Origin of the sequence: Bacillus sp. (in: firmicutes) (assembly GCF_031983925.1) — a bacterium.
GTDB classification, from domain to species: Bacteria; Bacillota; Bacilli; order Bacillales; family Bacillaceae_G; genus Bacillus_A; species Bacillus_A pacificus.
In genome coordinates this window covers 13,565-30,675 of the sequence record NZ_DALYZR010000001.1, presented here as the reverse complement: position 1 = coordinate 30,675, position 17,111 = coordinate 13,565, and the positions used below count along the sequence as shown (strand labels likewise).

The window sequence follows — 17,111 nt, the reverse complement described above, 5'->3', positions numbered from 1 at the left end:
ATAAACACCATCATCATTTTAACAACTTTCGTATGAATTTTAAAGCACTTTTTGTAGAAGAGTAACGAATTTTCATATCGAATGCCGTAGATTGGGCTAAAATGCTTTTATAATGTGAAAAAGTCCGAAAACTTTCTTCCCCATGATAACTCCCTAATCCACTACTTCCGACGCCCCCAAAAGGTAAATATGGCGTTGCAAGATGATAGACGACATCATTAATACAGCCTCCGCCATACGAAATATTACTCGTTACTTTCTTTTGCACTCCTTTATCTTCAGAGAATACATATAACGCTAACGGCTTCGGGTGTTGCTGAATCGTGTCAATTACATCTTCTATGTTGTCGTATTCTATAATTGGTAAAATCGGACCAAAAATTTCGTCTTCCATAACAGCACTTTCCCATGTAACATTAGTTAACACTGTTGGTTCTATATGTAAAGTTTCTTTTTTATAGTTCCCGCCAATTACAGTTTTACCATCTTTCAAAAACGTACATAAACGTTCAAAATGACGTTCACTCACAATTCGTACATAATTATCATTGTGCAGCGGCTCTTTTCCGTACTGCTCCTCAATTTCATGTCGCAACGCTTCAATTAACTGTTCTTTCACTGAAGCATGCACATACATATAATCAGGCGCTACACACGTTTGCCCTGCATTTAAAAACTTTCCCCACACAATCCTTCTTGCTGTTACATCTATTTTTGCATCTTTATGTACAATACATGGACTTTTCCCGCCAAGTTCTAACGTAAGCGGCGTCAACTGTTTTGCTGCTGCTTCCATGACAACTTTCCCAACGCCCACACTACCTGTGAAGAAAATATAATCAAATGGTTCCTTCAGCAAAGCTGTACTCTCTTCAACGCCGCCTTCTACTACCGCTACAAGCTCCTCTTGGAATAATTCTTCTAACATCCTCGTAATCACTTTGGAAACGTTTGGCGTTAACTCCGACGGTTTTAAAACGATTGTATTTCCGGCTGCTAGCGCTCCTACAAGCGGTGCAATTGCTAATTGAAACGGATAGTTCCACGGTGCAATAATAAGTGTCACACCGTACGGTTCAGGCACTACTTTCCCCTTTGATCCAAAATGAGTGAGTGCTGTTCGAACACGCTTCGGTTTACTCCACGATGAAATATGCTTCAATTGAAAAGAGATTTCTTTTAATACATATCCCACTTCCGTTGTAAATGACTCATGAACTGACTTATTTAAATCTAATTTTAACGCCTGAAATATTTCTTGTTCAAAACGCTGAACGCCTTCATAAAGCTTCTTCAAATTATTCTTTCTCACTTCTACACTTCTCGTATAGCCATTATAAAAATATGCCTTTTGTTTATTTACAATAGAAGAAATACTCATTCATTCACCTTCTCCCACTATTTTTATCCAATTCTTTCATTATTTATATAGACTTCATATACAATAAATTTCTATTCGTAAAGTTACATTATATATAATTTCTTTTTGTATATAAAATTCATTGCTCACAAAAAAACTACCGAAAGAAAAATCTTTCGGTAGTTTTACTGTATTAACGATATAAACGAACAGCACCTGCAGAATTATCATCAGCTTGTCCTACTACTTCAAATTTCAAACCAAGCTTCGGTAAAATACGTCCTGCATCTGGAATCTGTTGATTAATATACGTTTTAGAATCATCAAACTTCGGTACGCCTGCTAAGCCATCATACGTAAATGTTCCACGCGTTGGAGATACAACTTTCCAAGCTGGCGTTTTATCAAATGAGAACGCTGCATCAGCGATTTGGAATCGTGTACTACTCTTAACTGTCGGTTTACCATTTAAAGTTCCTACAATTGCTTCTGGGTGAGAGTCAACTACGCCAAGGAAACCGTGTCCTGGATGTACACCAACCCAGTTATCTGTGTAAGCAGAGTCCGCATACCATACGACCATACCAGTGTTAAATACTGGACCGCGTGCAAATTTCAATGCATTATCTGCACCAGCATAATTTCTCCACTCTACATAATAGTTATGTTTTTTCTTCTCAGTTCCATTAGATACAACAAAGCCATCTAATTTAAATTGTGGTGTACCTTCTGCATCATCAGAGAATACTACTTTACCATCTACTGTTAATGAAGCATTATCAAGAGCAAATCCATTTAATGCTAAACCACCATCAGTAATGTAATCAAATGTTAATTTTACTTTCTTACCTTTGAATTGGCTTAAGTCATATGATTTGTCAATCCATTTTCCATTTGTCGAATCTGCATTTCCACTATTAGCTTTCTCCCCAAGTCTTTCAATTAACGTTTGTTTACCATCTTCTGTTACAGCATGTACTTCAAGGAAGTCATACTCTGCTTCAATTTCATATAACGATTTGAAATCAAATTTCGCAGTCGTTGCATTCGTTAAATCAAACAGCGGTGTTTCCATCTTTGTATGAAGATCGTCACCTTTTGTGCTGTAATAATACTTCTTACCAAATGCTGGTTCAATTGTTTTAACATCTTTATCCGGTAGGTTAACACGAATCATACCTGGACGATCTGACTTCGTTACACTTTGATCTAAATACGTCGCTAGACCGATACCTTTATTTAATTTCTCGTAATCTACTTCTACGATATTTGCCCAGTTACCACCGATTGTTTTTTGGAAAAATTCTTTATTTTGTGGCGAGAAACTCGTTGGCGTTGTTCCAGCAATCTTACCAGCCCAGCTTCCACCACTCATAATAGACCAAGCTTCAATTGGCTCACCTTGACCACTATACTGTGTATCATATTCATCTGGAAGACCTAAATCATGACCGTATTCATGTGCGAATACACCAACTGCGCCATCTTCTGGTTCAATTGTATAGTCGAATGCTGCCATTTTTCCGCCCCAATATGGAACTTTCGCTTGTGTGCCTTCAATTGGGAATGGTTTTGGTCCAACTGTCCAGCGATGTGACCAAATTGCATCGTCACCTAATTTACCGCCGCCAGCTTCTTGTCCAACACCTGCATGGATAATCATTAAGTGATCGATTAAACCATCCGGTTGATTTTGATTACCATCACCATTTACATCGTATTGATCGAATTGGTCGAACTCAGATAAATCAATACCGCTATCTACAGCTGCTTTTAATGCATCTTTTACTAAATCACGTGGTCCTTTCGGTCCTTTATTATCATGACCGCCGCTTGCAGCATCTGCACCGTAATCAGCAGCTTTACCAGGAACTGTTAACCATTTTGTAACCGTTCCATCCACTGTGTAACTACCGCCAGATTGCTCTTCATAATATTGTTTAAACGTTTCGATTTTACTTCCATCATCTAATGTGAATGGCTCATCACCGAATAACATTTTTTCATAATGTTCTTTGTTAAAATCGTTAGAATACATATAACCAGGTTCTTTATCGATATTGTTATGTTTAAAGTCAGCGTACTCTACAAGTAAAACGAGTACTTTATCTTTACGCACATCACCGTTATACGCTTTTTGCTTTGCCGGAGATGTTGGTACTTTACCATTTAAGCCGCCTTTAACTGGGCCTGTCGCAGTAGGTGTTCCTGTTGCAGGTTTATCTAACTTTTCTTTCGTATCTGCTTTCGCATCTTTCACTTTCTTTAAAAAGTCAGATGCTTCTTTCGTAAGTGGGTCCCCATTTGTTACTTCTTTCCCAGGATTTTCACCTTTTTTGTTCTCTACGTATTTTTCGACAGCTTTCTTTGTTTCAGTCTCTGAAGCCTTCGAATCAATTACCCCACGTTTTTTTAGTGCATTTGCTAAACGTTCTTCCGGAATTAGATGATCATCAACTGGGCTCGTTGCTGTCTTATTCACAGGCGTTTCAGCGTATACAGATTGAGTACCAGCTCCGAACGAAAGGCCTAATACAGCTGTCAAAGCGATTGATGATAAAACTTTGAACGGTTTCTTGCTCATCCCTTATTTCCTCCCCTAATAAATAATATGTATTACAAATTAAATTTTATTAAAAATTCAATATTTTTTCAATATTTAGTCATATTATGTAATGTTTTTAATATATTTGTAAAAATTTCATAGTTAGCATACGAGTATATCACAATTCAACAATGTTTTCTGAAAATATTGAAAATATTTGTCAGAAACTTTATAATCGCCATAGAGGGAATTTAATGGGGATTTTATCTTTGTTTTATCTACAAAATATTTGATAATTCACTACATAAATACAAAATCCGATTGCATTATCACGTATTCTGTAGCAGCAGTTATGACCGATAATTAGGGAGGAATTACATTTGTACAAAGATAAGACTGACGCATTGGATCAAGAATGGATTGATTTAATACTTGAAGCTCTAGACGCTGGCATTGCACTACAAGATATCGAACATTTTTTCCAACGTATGAAACCATCTAGTCAGGCTCAATAGGTTTGTTCTTTTTAGCGAAGTTTATGTTATAATAATGACATCATAAGACGACGACATATTGATAGAAAGGTGCGCAAATATGATTGGAGAACGTATAAAACGCCTTCGCTTACAAAAAGGTATTTCATTAACTGAACTTGCCGAAAAAGCTGGTGTTGCTAAATCTTACATTAGTTCTATAGAACGAAATTTACAAAAAAACCCTTCCATTCAGTTTCTTGAAAAGATCGCAGCAGTTCTACAAATTCCAGTTGATACTTTACTTCATGATGAAACAACAAGGGAAAATCACTTAGACTCCGAATGGACACAACTCGTTAAAGATGCGATGAGCTCCGGCGTCTCCAAAGAACAATTTCGTGAATTTCTTGAATTTACAAAATGGAAGCAAGATCAAAAATAATAAATAGAAAGAAGTGCTTACATCTAGCACTTCTTTTTCTTTATAAAAAAAAGCGGGGGATACCCGCTTTTTTATTATTTTGTTTCGCCCTCTCCTTGGCTTGCATTGAATGTCCATTCTAGATTTAATGAATCGCCTTGGAATATATTTTGATCACCTTTATCTTCAAATTCAAATTCTACCCATAAATAGTCCTCTGAATTTGGTGCTAAACCACCATTTTCTCCCCATTCAGGAGCAAAAACATCTTTCGCTACAACATCTGGATCTAATTTTTGTAACTCAGCTAAAGTTGTTTCATATACAGGCTCACTTTGTTTATCCCAATTCCAAATGAATTTCACCTTAATATGTTCACCAAAATCAGCACCTGCATTATCACCTTTAGCATCTTTTACATCATACTTTGTCGCTAGTTTAACGTCTTTAATAGCTAACGTTCCGTTGTTCTTTAATAAAAACTCTTTCTTAACTGAATCCCCCGGCTTTAGGTCTTTAATATCAACGATTGTTTTAGGGTTTAAAGCAAGATCTAACGTCCCAGCTGCAAATGTATTATTTGAAACCTCTTTATCGCTAAAGTATGCAAACGTTCCTCCACCAATTAAAGATAACCCCAGTGCTGCTGATGCAACTCCCATACCTAACTTTTTCTTTAGACTCACAATAAATTCCCCCTAGCTGTTTTTTATATTTTTTATTGCTATCTCTTATTTACAATAAGAGATGTAACTAAAACTATATTAGCTTAGCTAATATTTGTTCTTTTTTAAAAACCTTATGTTCATTATAACGAACACACCTATATAAATACAACAAATATTTATTAATATTTTCAGTTATTTTTATTTCTCAATATTATTCCGAAATTTCTAAAAAATATCGAGAAATAAAGAACATTAATTAATTTCCTTATCTATACTAATTATTATCCTTCACCATCATACCGCCAATTAATTTTCTCTTATCTTTATTTTAACATGCATTGTTAAAATAAAGAGGACACGCCGAATAGGTGAGTCGCAATATTCTCTCACCTACTCGGCTTTATAACCGCTATTCTCTCTATATGTCGCTGTATTTTACTTGCTATTCTTGTTTCTTACTATCTTCTTGATTTTTTGCTTCCTCTTGTTTCTTCTTCTCTTCTAGTTTTTTCGTTTCCTCTTGTTTCTTCCCTTCTAGTTTTTTTGCTTCCTCTTGTTTCTTCTCTTCTAGTTTTTTTGCTTCTTCTTGTTTCCTCTCTTCTAGCTTTTTCGCTTCTTCTTGTTTCTTCTCTTCTAGCTTTTTCGCTTCTTCTTGTTTCTTCTCTTCTAGTTTTTTTGCTTCCTCTTGTTTCTTCTCTTCTAGTTTTTTTGCTTCCTCTTGTTTCTTCTCTTCTAGCTTTTTCGCTTCTTCTTGTTTCTTCTCTTCTAGTTTCTTCTCTTCTAGTTCCTTTTGCTTCTCAGCCTCACTCACTTGTTTTGCTGTTTCATCTACTAGTAACTTCTCAAAATCTTGAATTTGTTTATCAATCACTTGTAAATTAACTTCTTTATCAATATACTCACAGTTTTCTTTTACTATATGGAAGCCAGCATTCACATACGAGAATACTTGCTTATTAGATTCAGTTGTATGTCCTTTTAACTCTTCTTGTATTTGATTATAAGGTTCTTCTATTGATTTATATACTTTTTGTAACGATTCTCTCTCAGCAGCTATCTTCTCGCGTCCTTGCTTCCATATAACAAGCGCCTGTTCTATCTCCTGAGTGGATCTAACATTTAATTTTGATTTCATCCCTTTATACTCATGCAAAATAACTTCCTTATGCTGCTTAGCTTGTTCTATTAATTGATCAACTGTTTTTGGAAAAATACTTGCTGTAGAAATAGTAGCCGCTACTTTCGTTTCATGAACGAAAGCTGCTTCTGTATAAGTCATCATTTGAGAGCCTAAATAAAAAGTAATAGAACACAAACATGGCAATATAAGCATCTTTTTGAATTTACGCGGTGGCTTCAGCATTTTAATCTCTCCTATCGAACAACTTGTTCTTTATCAAGAACTATATCTTTATTATAATAAAGTGAATTATAAAATGATATAAGAAATTATCTTTCTTTTTACATTTCCCTTTTAACAGAAAAGGAGACTATCATTTTTGATAGTCTCTTTTTCTGCTTATTTTTTCTCCACTCCATCGCCTTGTTGCGCTTCAAATTTCCATTTTAATTGAAGTTTATCGCCTTGGAATTCATTTTGAGGTGCATTTCTTTCAATAAAGCGGAATTTCACTTTAAATGAATCGTTAGTTCCCGCTTTAATACCTTTCTCAGGCCATAACCAACTTACTATATCATTTTCTGCAGCAGTCACTGTTTGACTCTGCAAATCTTTTAATGTCGTTCTCTTAATTACTTCATCTTTTTTATCAATATTTTTTAAGAAAACTACTTCAATGTCTTCACCAAAGTCTCTCTTATTATCTTTCTTCACATCTTCTACATCATATTCTGTAGTTAATAATACTTTTTTAATATCTAATGTACCTTTATTCTCTAATTTAAATTCTTTTTCAATTGTATCACCTGGTTTTAAATTATCCACTTTCACAATTGTTGAAGGGTTCAGCGCTAAGTCAAGTGTCCCAGACGCAAATGTATTATTTGACACTTCTTTATCACTAAAGTATGCAAATGTTCCTCCACCAACTAATGCAGCCCCTAATACTGCTGATGCGATACCCATTCCTAATTTTTTCTTTAAAGTCATGTCCATATCCCCTTAATATATATTTGTTAATTTCCTAATAGGAAACTATAACCAAAATAACTAGACGGATTGTTCTACTTTTTTCTCTTTCTTTTCTCCATCAATGCTACGAATCGCACTAAAAATAGTAATCGCTGAATAGCCTAGTAAAAAGATTCCTGGAATAATAAGAAGTAAAGCAGCTCCAGCTTTTGAATTCGCATAATTTAATGCATACCCTGCATAAGGAACTGTAATATCTGCATATTTTCCAATGACATTATCCGCAAGTACTGGTTCTAAATCAGGGCCATTGTTGTTATCCCCTTTTGTTTCATACATTACTTTTCCATTTGTATCTTTCACACCGATAATACGGTGAGTGATAATTTTTTCATCTTTCTCTTTAAAAGTAATAACATCACCTTTTTGATATTTAGAGCCATCTTTTGTCGGTTCTATCGCAATGATTGACCCTGTTAAAAATGTTGGTTCCATCGATCCTGATAACACTGATTTAAATTGATATCCCATCACCGTTGGATCCCCACCGCTCGCTTTTGAAGAAATAACTACAAAAGCTAAGCAAATCATTAATGCAAATAAAACAAATGAGATAACGTTGCTAATCACCTTCCAAATTAATTTCATCGTTTCTCTCCCTCTCCGTTGTTTTATATTATTTGAAGTATGCAATATTCACTCTCGTTCTTTAACAAGAACACAAATAAATAATATAACGAACGAAACGGAAATGCAATAAGAAAATTTACAATTATTAGTTATTTTAAATATAAAAAAGGACTGTGACAAATTCTCTTCACAGCCCTTTAAACTAGTAATTTATTTTTCTTCTGATTTCATTCCTTTTGTATTTCGGCGTAGCACTACAAATAAAATGGCTCCAAATAATATGGCAGCACCTATCCCAATACTTATTATTTTCACGTTTGATTCGTTTACTTCAGGCTCGATCGTATCTTTTTTAGGCATTGCAAAAGTAACATCTTCTTTAGAAAGAACATTAACCGTCGCAATTGTTTGATTATTCTTCGTGATATCAACTGCCCCAACTACCTCACCACGATGAATTCCTTTATGATACAAAGAATCTTTATCTAATGAAGCCGCACGGAAAATCGTCCTCACATTTTTTCCTTCATCTTTCTTAAGCATCACTTCTGCACTTTTTTCAAGCTCGCTATCAATATCTTTATTTAAATACGTTGTCTTTTGATGCCAACTATGTTTATCTAGTACAGTTTGCTTCACAAATTGACCAAAAGAATAGTCCGCCATCTGCTTTAAATCTTCATAAATTTCAGGTCTTTGAGAAGCCATTACTACATTTATAATACGATTTCCATCCTTCTCATTTAATAGAACGAGCGTATTGCGCGCTTCATTTGTAAAACCTGTCTTACCGCCAATACTAAATGGGTTTTCAAAATAAGTAGATTTATTAAAAATAGACACCGTCTGCCTAGATGTCGTAACTGTCGTCCTTTTCGTATTCATCGCTTGCAAAATCTCAGGGTACTTTTGCACACCTCTCGTAATCATAGCCATATCATATGGTGTAGTATAATGGTTCGGATCATGCAATCCATTTGGTGTTACAAAATGACTATCGGTAGCCCCTAATTGCTTCGCTCTCTCATTCATCATATTAGCGAAATTCTCAACACTCCCGCCAATACGCTCTGCGATTGCATATGACACATCATTCGCACTTAGCACCATTAAAATCATAAGTGCAGTATTTCTATTAATCGTCTCACCAGGTTGAAACTCAATTTGATAATTACTCTTCTCTTGATCTAATGCTAATTGTGAAAACGTAAATTGATCCTCTGGCTTCGTATGCTCCATAAGTAAAATCGCCGTTAACACTTTCGTCATACTAGCCGGAAATGCACGATGATGTGCGTTTTTATCATACAAAATATCTCCAGTTTTCGCATCAATCGTAGTTGCAAACTGACTAAAAACATTTGGCCCTTCCTTAGGTGGTGGTGCCACTTGTTCTGGATTCACTCCAACATTCGTCTCAGCACGTAACGTCATAGGTGTCAAAAAAAATAAACAAATAACGGTAATAAAAGCCAAAATTTTCTTAAAATTTACCATATGACTCTCCCTTTTCACTATACTCTCACAGCTTAAAAACTGAATATACCAATCTATATGTAATTTGTATTAAATTGGAAGAATATTCACTGTTTTTTACTATATCATACTTTTACGATAAATAACATAAATATACAATAAAAAATAAGAAAGAATTATTCTTTCTTATCCTTCTCATCAATTAATGAATCAATTAAATTTTGACTAGCTTCCTCAGGTGTAATCTCATCTGTCATCCCCATAAACGACCAACCTTTAGAATGGACCCACTCAACAAACTCTTGCAAAAACTCATCATGTGTAACATCCACATCAAGAATTGAGCCATTAATTGAAATCGTTCTATTTTTAGATACGCGCATCTTGAACGTTTTCCTTACCATTACAATAATTCTCCCTCTACTTCTGAATAATTATAAAGTGAAACTTTAATCAGTGGGGGGCTTCATCCCCCACCTAACCTCTTTGCTTTCGCTGAGTTTTGAGGTGGATCTTACTGCCCGCAAATAGCGGGGTAAAATAATCTTGTATCTCTGTTATACATGATTTTAAGTAAATTGTAAAAAGGATATATTGGCCAGTTTGCATATTGAAACTGAAAATCTATCATCCTGCAAAAATAGCAAACGATATGTAAAGGATCATAAATAACTAAATAAACTCACATAAAAATAAAACAACTTACATTTTATCACACCAAATACAAATGACTTTCGTACAATAGAATGGAATATACTAGAAGAAAACTTATAATGAGGAGGAACTCCATGGCGCGTTGTACGTATTGTAAAACGAAGTGGAAAGTAAAAGATGTATGGTCGATACTCTTGACATTTGAAAAAGATTGCCCGTATTGTTTTGGAAGGCAGTATCTATCTAATGACACCTTTCATCATGCTAATGCCGCTCTACCTCTATTATTCCTATGTCCTTTACTTGTTGATTTAAACGATGAAAACCCTTTGGATAAATATCTTAAATAATACGACCGCTACATCCTACTAAGTTTTTTCTCATTATTATCCCTTCAGATACTACTCGCATAATTGCATATGATTTTCCTTTTAAAACTTACTATAAAAAAATATTGTAAAATTTCAGTTAATTTTATATAATTGCTTTAACATAATGATTAAAGATGCTATTACATAAGTATTTTTGAAGATCCCGTAGCTCAGCAGGGAGAGCGCCACCTTGACAGGGTGGAGGTCGTGAGTTCGAGCCTCTCCGGGGTCATAAAAAAAGAGAAACCATATCAACTTTCTACGTGATATGGCTTCTCTTTTTTATCTAAATCAATCACTTCCCACCAAACCTCTTCTCCAAAGACTTCGCATTGGCAAACAATACTTCTTTCAAGTTATCATCTGCAACGATTTTCTAGTCACCACCTCTATCTTTGCTAAAAGCACTAGCAAAGACCATTGGCATAAAACTTCTCCCATCTATCAATCCGTATCAGTAGCACAAACTAACCACATTTTCTGCTCCTTACTATCTAACACCATCCAAGTAATATCCCACGCAACATCGTAAAACCAATCTGTCCAAGGGCGATAGCTTTCGAACACTTTAATATCTTCGTATCGATCTTGGAACATATATTGACATACATTAACTGCTAATTGTTTTGCGATAACTGGTCGTTCCTTAAATGCTTCATATGCTCCGCCCGACAAAATTTGAGCGGCAATGCTACCATCAAGCATGACTGCCCATTGCTCTTTAAAATGAAACTTATATTTTTGTGACGTATGTATTTTTAACTCTTCTAAGCTATTGATTATATCTAAAGAGTTAAATATTCTTCTAAAGAAGTGTTCATGCCCCTCTTTCGAATGTGGTATTTCTTTGAAAAAATTTTCGTTATGTACTTTAAAACAGCTTATTATTGCGCCACCATTTAAGTTTTGTTCCTTAAACGTGTTTACAAGCTGCGCAACAGATGCGTCATTCGTTTCTATTTTTTCAAACGTTCCCTCTTTCCATCTCATAACTTTCACTACTCTCTATTAAAAATTTGTTTCTTCATTATAAATAGCAAAATAAAAACCAGCAACTTTATGATTGCTGGCCTATCTCTTATTCATATTCGAAACAATAATAACAATTCCGCCAAACAAATAATGCCCCGCTACCATCCACATACTCCGATCAAAAATCATAAGCGATAACCAAAGCGATATATTAATAGCAGCAAATAATACATATAAAATGAAGTCTCTCTTTTGTAGTGCTTCTCTATTCCTCAAAATATAAATAGCGCCGATTGGTGGAAGGATGAAGCAAAGGAAAAAAACAAACATTTTTCTTAATGACCATGGATATGAAGTTACTGTTTGCATATAGATCTCCTTTTTATTTTATAGTACCTTTAGCATCGGCCTTACTACTCTATACTCGTCACTATAAAGCTCCTTTATGATTAAGGGTGAGTGAGGATTCCCCTCTTCTTCTATCATTGTGAATACTTCTGTTTTTTCGCTTAATATGTTGGATTCACTATTTTTAATAGGTTTTTCACTTGTTTCAATTTTCTTTGTTATTTCTCCTAGCCTTTGCCCCACTTCTTCTGCTTTAGCCGGTTCATTTGTTATGTAGTATTCTTGCCCCTCCCATACTAACATAGGTGGCACTTGTTCTCGTTTGTTACATATTATATAAGTAATACTAGCTATAAGTAGTAGGCATGTTAATAAAAAGAAGATAGTTTTTTTATTCATATACTCTTCTCCCTATCTATCATTTTATTAAATTATATAATATCCATTATATACAGTGAATGGATTTAGTAGGAATTTTCGGATTTTACAAAAAAAGAGAAAAACCTTACTGCTGTAAGGTTCCATTTTTATATTCTATAGTGACCGATTTATTAAAACGATCATGACGATAATCGCTATAAACATAACAACTAAACAGCCGATCATTTTATAAAAGCCTCGTTTCGTTAACGTCCCACCTTGCACGTCTTTCCGAATAAATAAGAATACGGCTAAAAATAATACAAGCCCAATGCCAAAAGCATACATCATTTGCATATGTTAATCTTCCTTTCTCTCTTCCATCTTAATATCTTTTTGCCAAAACAACAAACGAGATAAAGACGGTACTCATCGTGAGTGCCATAAGTATGTTCAGTAGTTCAACTGCAGATAGTGTAATAACATTTAAGTTTAAGCCAATAGAGAAAAGAAGATAATACGCTGTTAATGCAAAAAAGCTGAAGAACATGCCTTTATAACGAATTAATTTCATCCGCTCGTCTTTTTCTTTAAATTGCGGATGTAAGTAGCTTAAGCAAAAGCACATGATCATCATCGCAAGCACTGTATAAGTTGGAGTTGGTGGTGCAGAATGCGTCATTATTCCTGTTAGGATCATAAATCCACTCATAAATAGAAAGATAATTCCCATGATAACGAAGTACTTTTGTGAATAGTTCATCTTTATTCCTCCCCTTCTTTTCCTTCATAAATAAATACATGTTCTATCGTCGTCTGAAATGTTTTCGCGATTTCAAATGCTAACGGAAGTGACGGATCGTATTTTCCTTTTTCAATTGAAATGATGGTTTGTCTGGAAACGCCAAGTTTCTCAGCCAATTTTTCTTGAGATAGTCCAAATTTTTTTCGGTATTCGACCATTTTATTTTCCAAGGAAATTTCTCCCTCCTCCCTTATACCAAGTATATACGTAAAGGAAACTTTACGTCAAGTTTCCTTTACATTCATTTTAATTATTATTCACGCTATTTATATAGAAGAAACTTTTTCAATTTCAGCACGTCTATTTTGTAATGAAACATGGAACAATGTAAATAACTGTTACTATATCTCCACCTCTCTTTTTTAAAAATTTAATATCTCCATATTTGTTTTATCCTTTTAAAATATTTCATTTATCCCTTTATTCCACGAAATACGTTATTGGTTTTACGCTGTTTTTCGTCATATTTATAGAAACTAACTGTTTATGAAGCATTTTTTATGTTTAGCAACTTTTTTTGTAGAAATCCTTCACTTTCCTTTCAATATTTAACACTATCTAAATAAAGTTTACGATAAATTCATAATTTTTTATTTTTTATACTATATTCCGTTATATTGTTGTATAATATCAATGAAAGCGCTTATTATTTCAATATACATAATTCGAACTTATTTTTATCGAAACATTCTAACTATTATACTTATATTTACATGCAACAATTTTAGTTATTTGTATAGGTATACCAAATATATCCACCCTATTTTTCTGTAAAATTACTTTATAACATGAAAGATTAACTTGGGTGATAAGTTATTGTGAATGTTTTTTTACAAAACAGATAAGTAATAGTGTTTGGTATTATGTAAATTATTGTAATAACATAAGAGTAAAGAAAAACATTTACATTGATTATTGGTTCATCAATTATTGAAAAGAGCAAAATGCACCTTTTTGTATGGAAAAAGGATTATATGCATTGGGAGGTTTAAACAAATGACGAGGAAGAATACAACGACAAACCCTTGGGCCAAGTTCCACGGTCCGAACCTTGGTTATGTTATTGAACAGTATGATCTTTACGTAACTGGAGCAGGTTCTGTTGATCCGGAATTACAAGAGCTTTTTGAAATTTTTGGAGCTCCTTCGTTTCAAGATGATGTCGTAACAGGGGACAACACAGCAACACATTTTTCTCCTCAAAACACAGGTAACATTGAAAAAATTCTTAAAGTCGTTCAACTTGTTGAACAGATTCGTTCTTTCGGGCATACGTTGGCTCACATCAATCCGATGGAAGATGCTGCAAATGGACAATCTCTTCTTGAGAAAGCAATGAACGAACTGAGCGATGCTGATTTGAAAGCGATTCCAGCAAAAACAGTATGGCAAGATGCACCAGAAGGTATTCACACTGCACTTGATGTAATTCATAGATTAAAAGAAGTGTATACACAAACTTTAGCTTATGAATTTTCTCATATACAAGATAGTGAAGAACGCGCGTGGTTGCATCAAATGGTGGAATCAAATTCATTGCGTCAACCACTATCAAATAAAAAACGAACTGCTCTTTTAAAACGTTTAACAGCTGTTGAAGGTTTCGAGCAATTCTTGCATAAAACATTCGTTGGGCAAAAGCGTTTCTCTATCGAGGGCGTTGATATGCTTGTACCTGTTCTAGATGAAATTGTGCTAGAAGGTGCTAAAAACGGCGTAGAAGATGTCATGATCGGTATGGCTCACCGCGGTCGTCTAAGCGTACTTGCACACGTATTAGAAAAACCATATAGTCACATGTTTGCCGAGTTCAAACATGCAAAAATAGAAGGCGCAGTAGCAAATTCTGGCTGGACTGGCGATGTGAAATACCATTTAGGTAGAGAACAAGTCGTTAGTAACGAGGAAGTTAGCACTCGCGTTACATTAGCAAATAACCCAAGTCACCTTGAGTTCGTTAATCCTGTTGTAGAAGGTTTCGCACGTGCGGCTCAAGAAAATCGTAAAAAATCTGGTCTTCCAGAACAAGATACTTCAAAATCATTCGTAATTTTAGTTCACGGTGATGCTGCATTCCCTGGTCAAGGTATTGTATCTGAGACACTCAACTTAAGCAGATTAAACGCGTACCAAACAGGCGGAACAATTCATGTTATTGCAAACAATGCAGTTGGTTTTACGACTGATAGCTATGATTCTCGTTCTACGAAATATTCAAGTGACCTTGCAAAAGGTTTCGATATCCCGATTGTTCACGTCAATGCTGATGATCCAGAAGCTTGTCTTGCTGCTGCTAATCTTGCAATTCAATATCGCATGTTGTTCAAAAAAGATTTCTTAATCGATTTAATTGGTTACCGCCGCTACGGTCATAACGAAATGGATGACCCAGCAGTTACACAACCACAAGTGTACAAAAAGATTAAAAATCACCCAACTGTAAGAGCAATTTATGCAGACCAATTACAAGCTGCTGGTGTTCTAAATGCAGATGAAATTGAAACAATTACACAGTTTATACAAGAGCAATTAAAATCTGACTATGCACAAGTACCACCAGCTGATACGAGCGATGCAACAATTCACGTTAAAGTGCCAGATGTTGTTGCAAAAGGTATTCAGCCAATTGATACTGGTGTTGAGCTTGACTCACTTCGTGCAATTAATGAAGGTCTACTCTCTTGGCCAGAAGGCTTTAACGTATATCCGAAAGTGAAGAAAATTCTTGAGCGCCGTAAAGATGCTCTTGAAGAGAACGGTAAAATTGAATGGGCACTTGCTGAGTCATTAGCATTCGCTTCTATTTTACAAGAAGGTACGCCAATTCGTTTAACTGGTCAAGATTCACAGCGTGGTACATTCGCGCATCGTCACATCGTATTACACGATACGGATACAAATGAAACATATTCACCATTACATCGCTTACCAAACATCAACGCTTCATTCTCTGTTCATAACAGTCCGTTATCAGAAGCTGCTGTTGTTGGTTACGAGTATGGTTATAACGTATTCGCACCAGAAACACTTGTTATGTGGGAAGCGCAATATGGTGACTTCTCAAATACTGCGCAAGCATTATTTGATCAATATGTTTCAGCAGGAAGAGCAAAATGGGGTCAAAAATCTGGTTTAGTTCTTCTATTACCACACGGTTATGAAGGTCAAGGACCAGAGCACTCTAGTGCGCGTCCTGAACGTTTCTTACAGTTAGCTGCTGAAAACAACTGGACAGTTGCAAACTTAACGAGCGCGGCACAATACTTCCATATCCTGCGTCGTCAAGCATCTGTCTTAGGAACAGAAGCTGTTCGACCATTAGTATTGATGACGCCGAAAAGTTTATTACGTCACCCACTTACGCTTTCAACTGCTAGTCAATTAAGCGAAGGACGTTTCCAACCTGCTTTAGAACAAGAAAACCTTGGTACAAAACCAAACAAAGTAAAACGTCTTGTTTTAAGTACAGGTAAAATGGCGATTGACTTAGCAGCAGAAATCGAGTCTGGTAAGCATGAGTACAACTTAGATGAAATTCATATCGTTCGTATTGAACAACTGTACCCATTCCCTGCTGAGAAAGTTCAATCTATTATTAAACGCTTTAAAAACTTAGAAGAAATTATTTGGGTTCAAGAAGAGCCTCGTAATATGGGCGCATGGCATTACATGGCTCCAATTCTGTTCGAACTAGCTGGAGATAAAGTGAAAACAGGTTACATCGGACGCCCAGATCGCTCTAGCCCATCTGGCGGCGATCCATTCGCTCACAAAGCTGAGCAAGAACTAATTGTTGCACACGCTTTAGATGTAAAGTATAACTTCCGTCAAGATAAACTAGAAATTGAAGTTTTCAGCAACTAAAAAGTAACAATGAAGATTTCTAGCTTGTTCCTTGGGCAGATATTCTGCCCAAGGTCAGGCTAACAAATG

18 protein-coding genes and 1 tRNA gene are annotated in these 17,111 nt (G+C 35.2%); 5 read left to right on the top strand and 14 right to left on the bottom strand.

Annotation, left to right across the window (positions count from 1 at the left end; all coding sequences use genetic code 11):
• Window positions 1-13 precede the first annotated feature (13 nt).
• Together RTP99_RS00155 and inhA1 are read right to left on the bottom strand one after the other, a co-directional pair.
• On the bottom strand, window positions 14-1,381 hold the full coding sequence (locus tag RTP99_RS00155) for an aldehyde dehydrogenase (protein ID WP_000028360.1): 1,368 nt from the start codon (window positions 1,379-1,381) through the stop codon (window positions 14-16).
• Window positions 1,382-1,553: 172 nt separating this feature from the next.
• A complete protein-coding gene (gene inhA1 / locus RTP99_RS00150; protein WP_000038914.1) occupies window positions 1,554-3,944 on the bottom strand; it encodes a M6 family metalloprotease immune inhibitor InhA1 in 2,391 nt (796 codons plus the stop codon).
• 341 nt (window positions 3,945-4,285) lie between these two features.
• Here inhA1 and RTP99_RS00145 point away from each other — a divergent pair, with 341 nt between their 5' ends.
• Window positions 4,286-4,420 (top strand): anti-repressor SinI family protein, encoded by a 135-nt coding sequence (locus RTP99_RS00145; RefSeq protein ID WP_000276217.1) that lies wholly within the window; start codon window positions 4,286-4,288, stop codon window positions 4,418-4,420.
• A gap of 79 nt (window positions 4,421-4,499) precedes the next feature.
• Entirely contained in the window at window positions 4,500-4,823 is a 324-nt protein-coding gene (locus RTP99_RS00140; protein WP_000578887.1) for a helix-turn-helix domain-containing protein, read from the top strand.
• A gap of 74 nt (window positions 4,824-4,897) precedes the next feature.
• Here RTP99_RS00140 and calY read toward each other — a convergent pair whose 3' ends face one another.
• The 6 genes from calY to RTP99_RS00110 all read right to left on the bottom strand — a co-directional run bounded on the left by calY (window position 4,898) and on the right by RTP99_RS00110 (window position 10,072).
• Window positions 4,898-5,488 (bottom strand): biofilm matrix protein CalY, encoded by a 591-nt coding sequence (gene calY / locus RTP99_RS00135; RefSeq protein WP_000053726.1) that lies wholly within the window; start codon window positions 5,486-5,488, stop codon window positions 4,898-4,900.
• Window positions 5,489-5,912: 424 nt separating this feature from the next.
• Entirely contained in the window at window positions 5,913-6,833 is a 921-nt protein-coding gene (locus RTP99_RS00130) for a DUF4047 domain-containing protein (RefSeq protein WP_000917482.1), read from the bottom strand.
• A 156-nt stretch (window positions 6,834-6,989) separates the two neighbouring features.
• The gene (locus RTP99_RS00125; RefSeq protein WP_000172844.1) at window positions 6,990-7,580 is read right to left on the bottom strand and encodes a TasA family protein; all 591 of its coding nucleotides are present in this window, start codon (window positions 7,578-7,580) and stop codon (window positions 6,990-6,992) included.
• Between the two features lie 60 nt (window positions 7,581-7,640).
• Window positions 7,641-8,210, bottom strand: coding sequence for a signal peptidase I SipW (gene sipW, locus RTP99_RS00120; RefSeq protein WP_000767807.1), 570 nt, complete (start codon window positions 8,208-8,210; stop codon window positions 7,641-7,643).
• Window positions 8,211-8,402: 192 nt separating this feature from the next.
• Window positions 8,403-9,689 carry a D-alanyl-D-alanine carboxypeptidase family protein gene (locus tag RTP99_RS00115; protein WP_000247008.1) on the bottom strand — a complete coding sequence of 429 codons (1,287 nt, stop codon included), beginning with the start codon at window positions 9,687-9,689 and terminating at the stop codon, window positions 8,403-8,405.
• Between the two features lie 155 nt (window positions 9,690-9,844).
• Entirely contained in the window at window positions 9,845-10,072 is a 228-nt protein-coding gene (locus RTP99_RS00110; RefSeq protein WP_000251859.1) for a hypothetical protein, read from the bottom strand.
• A 384-nt stretch (window positions 10,073-10,456) separates the two neighbouring features.
• On the opposite strand from RTP99_RS00110, the gene RTP99_RS00105 reads away from it, so the two are divergent.
• Both RTP99_RS00105 and RTP99_RS00100 read left to right on the top strand, forming a co-directional pair.
• Entirely contained in the window at window positions 10,457-10,672 is a 216-nt protein-coding gene (locus tag RTP99_RS00105; RefSeq protein ID WP_000090213.1) for a hypothetical protein, read from the top strand.
• A 180-nt stretch (window positions 10,673-10,852) separates the two neighbouring features.
• Window positions 10,853-10,925, top strand: a tRNA-Val gene (locus RTP99_RS00100).
• 212 nt (window positions 10,926-11,137) lie between these two features.
• Here RTP99_RS00100 and RTP99_RS00095 read toward each other — a convergent pair.
• The 6 genes from RTP99_RS00095 to RTP99_RS00070 form a co-directional block, all read right to left on the bottom strand.
• Complete coding sequence (locus RTP99_RS00095; RefSeq protein ID WP_001267336.1) at window positions 11,138-11,683, bottom strand: hypothetical protein; 546 nt, start codon at window positions 11,681-11,683, stop codon at window positions 11,138-11,140.
• Between the two features lie 81 nt (window positions 11,684-11,764).
• The gene (locus tag RTP99_RS00090; protein WP_001195380.1) at window positions 11,765-12,034 is read right to left on the bottom strand and encodes a hypothetical protein; all 270 of its coding nucleotides are present in this window, start codon (window positions 12,032-12,034) and stop codon (window positions 11,765-11,767) included.
• An 18-nt stretch (window positions 12,035-12,052) separates the two neighbouring features.
• Window positions 12,053-12,412 (bottom strand): hypothetical protein, encoded by a 360-nt coding sequence (locus RTP99_RS00085; RefSeq protein WP_001036555.1) that lies wholly within the window; start codon window positions 12,410-12,412, stop codon window positions 12,053-12,055.
• A 135-nt stretch (window positions 12,413-12,547) separates the two neighbouring features.
• Window positions 12,548-12,730, bottom strand: a complete 183-nt coding sequence (locus RTP99_RS00080) for a DUF3976 domain-containing protein (RefSeq protein ID WP_001178301.1) — start codon at window positions 12,728-12,730, stop codon at window positions 12,548-12,550.
• Between the two features lie 28 nt (window positions 12,731-12,758).
• Window positions 12,759-13,136: a hypothetical protein gene (locus RTP99_RS00075; RefSeq protein WP_001109914.1), complete on the bottom strand. Its 378-nt coding sequence runs from the start codon at window positions 13,134-13,136 to the stop codon at window positions 12,759-12,761.
• 2 nt (window positions 13,137-13,138) lie between these two features.
• The gene (locus RTP99_RS00070; protein ID WP_000428510.1) at window positions 13,139-13,348 is read right to left on the bottom strand and encodes a helix-turn-helix transcriptional regulator; all 210 of its coding nucleotides are present in this window, start codon (window positions 13,346-13,348) and stop codon (window positions 13,139-13,141) included.
• An 826-nt stretch (window positions 13,349-14,174) separates the two neighbouring features.
• Here RTP99_RS00070 and odhA point away from each other — a divergent pair.
• On the top strand, window positions 14,175-17,042 hold the full coding sequence (gene odhA, locus RTP99_RS00065; RefSeq protein ID WP_000197151.1) for a 2-oxoglutarate dehydrogenase E1 component: 2,868 nt from the start codon (window positions 14,175-14,177) through the stop codon (window positions 17,040-17,042).
• Window positions 17,043-17,111 lie beyond the last annotated feature (69 nt).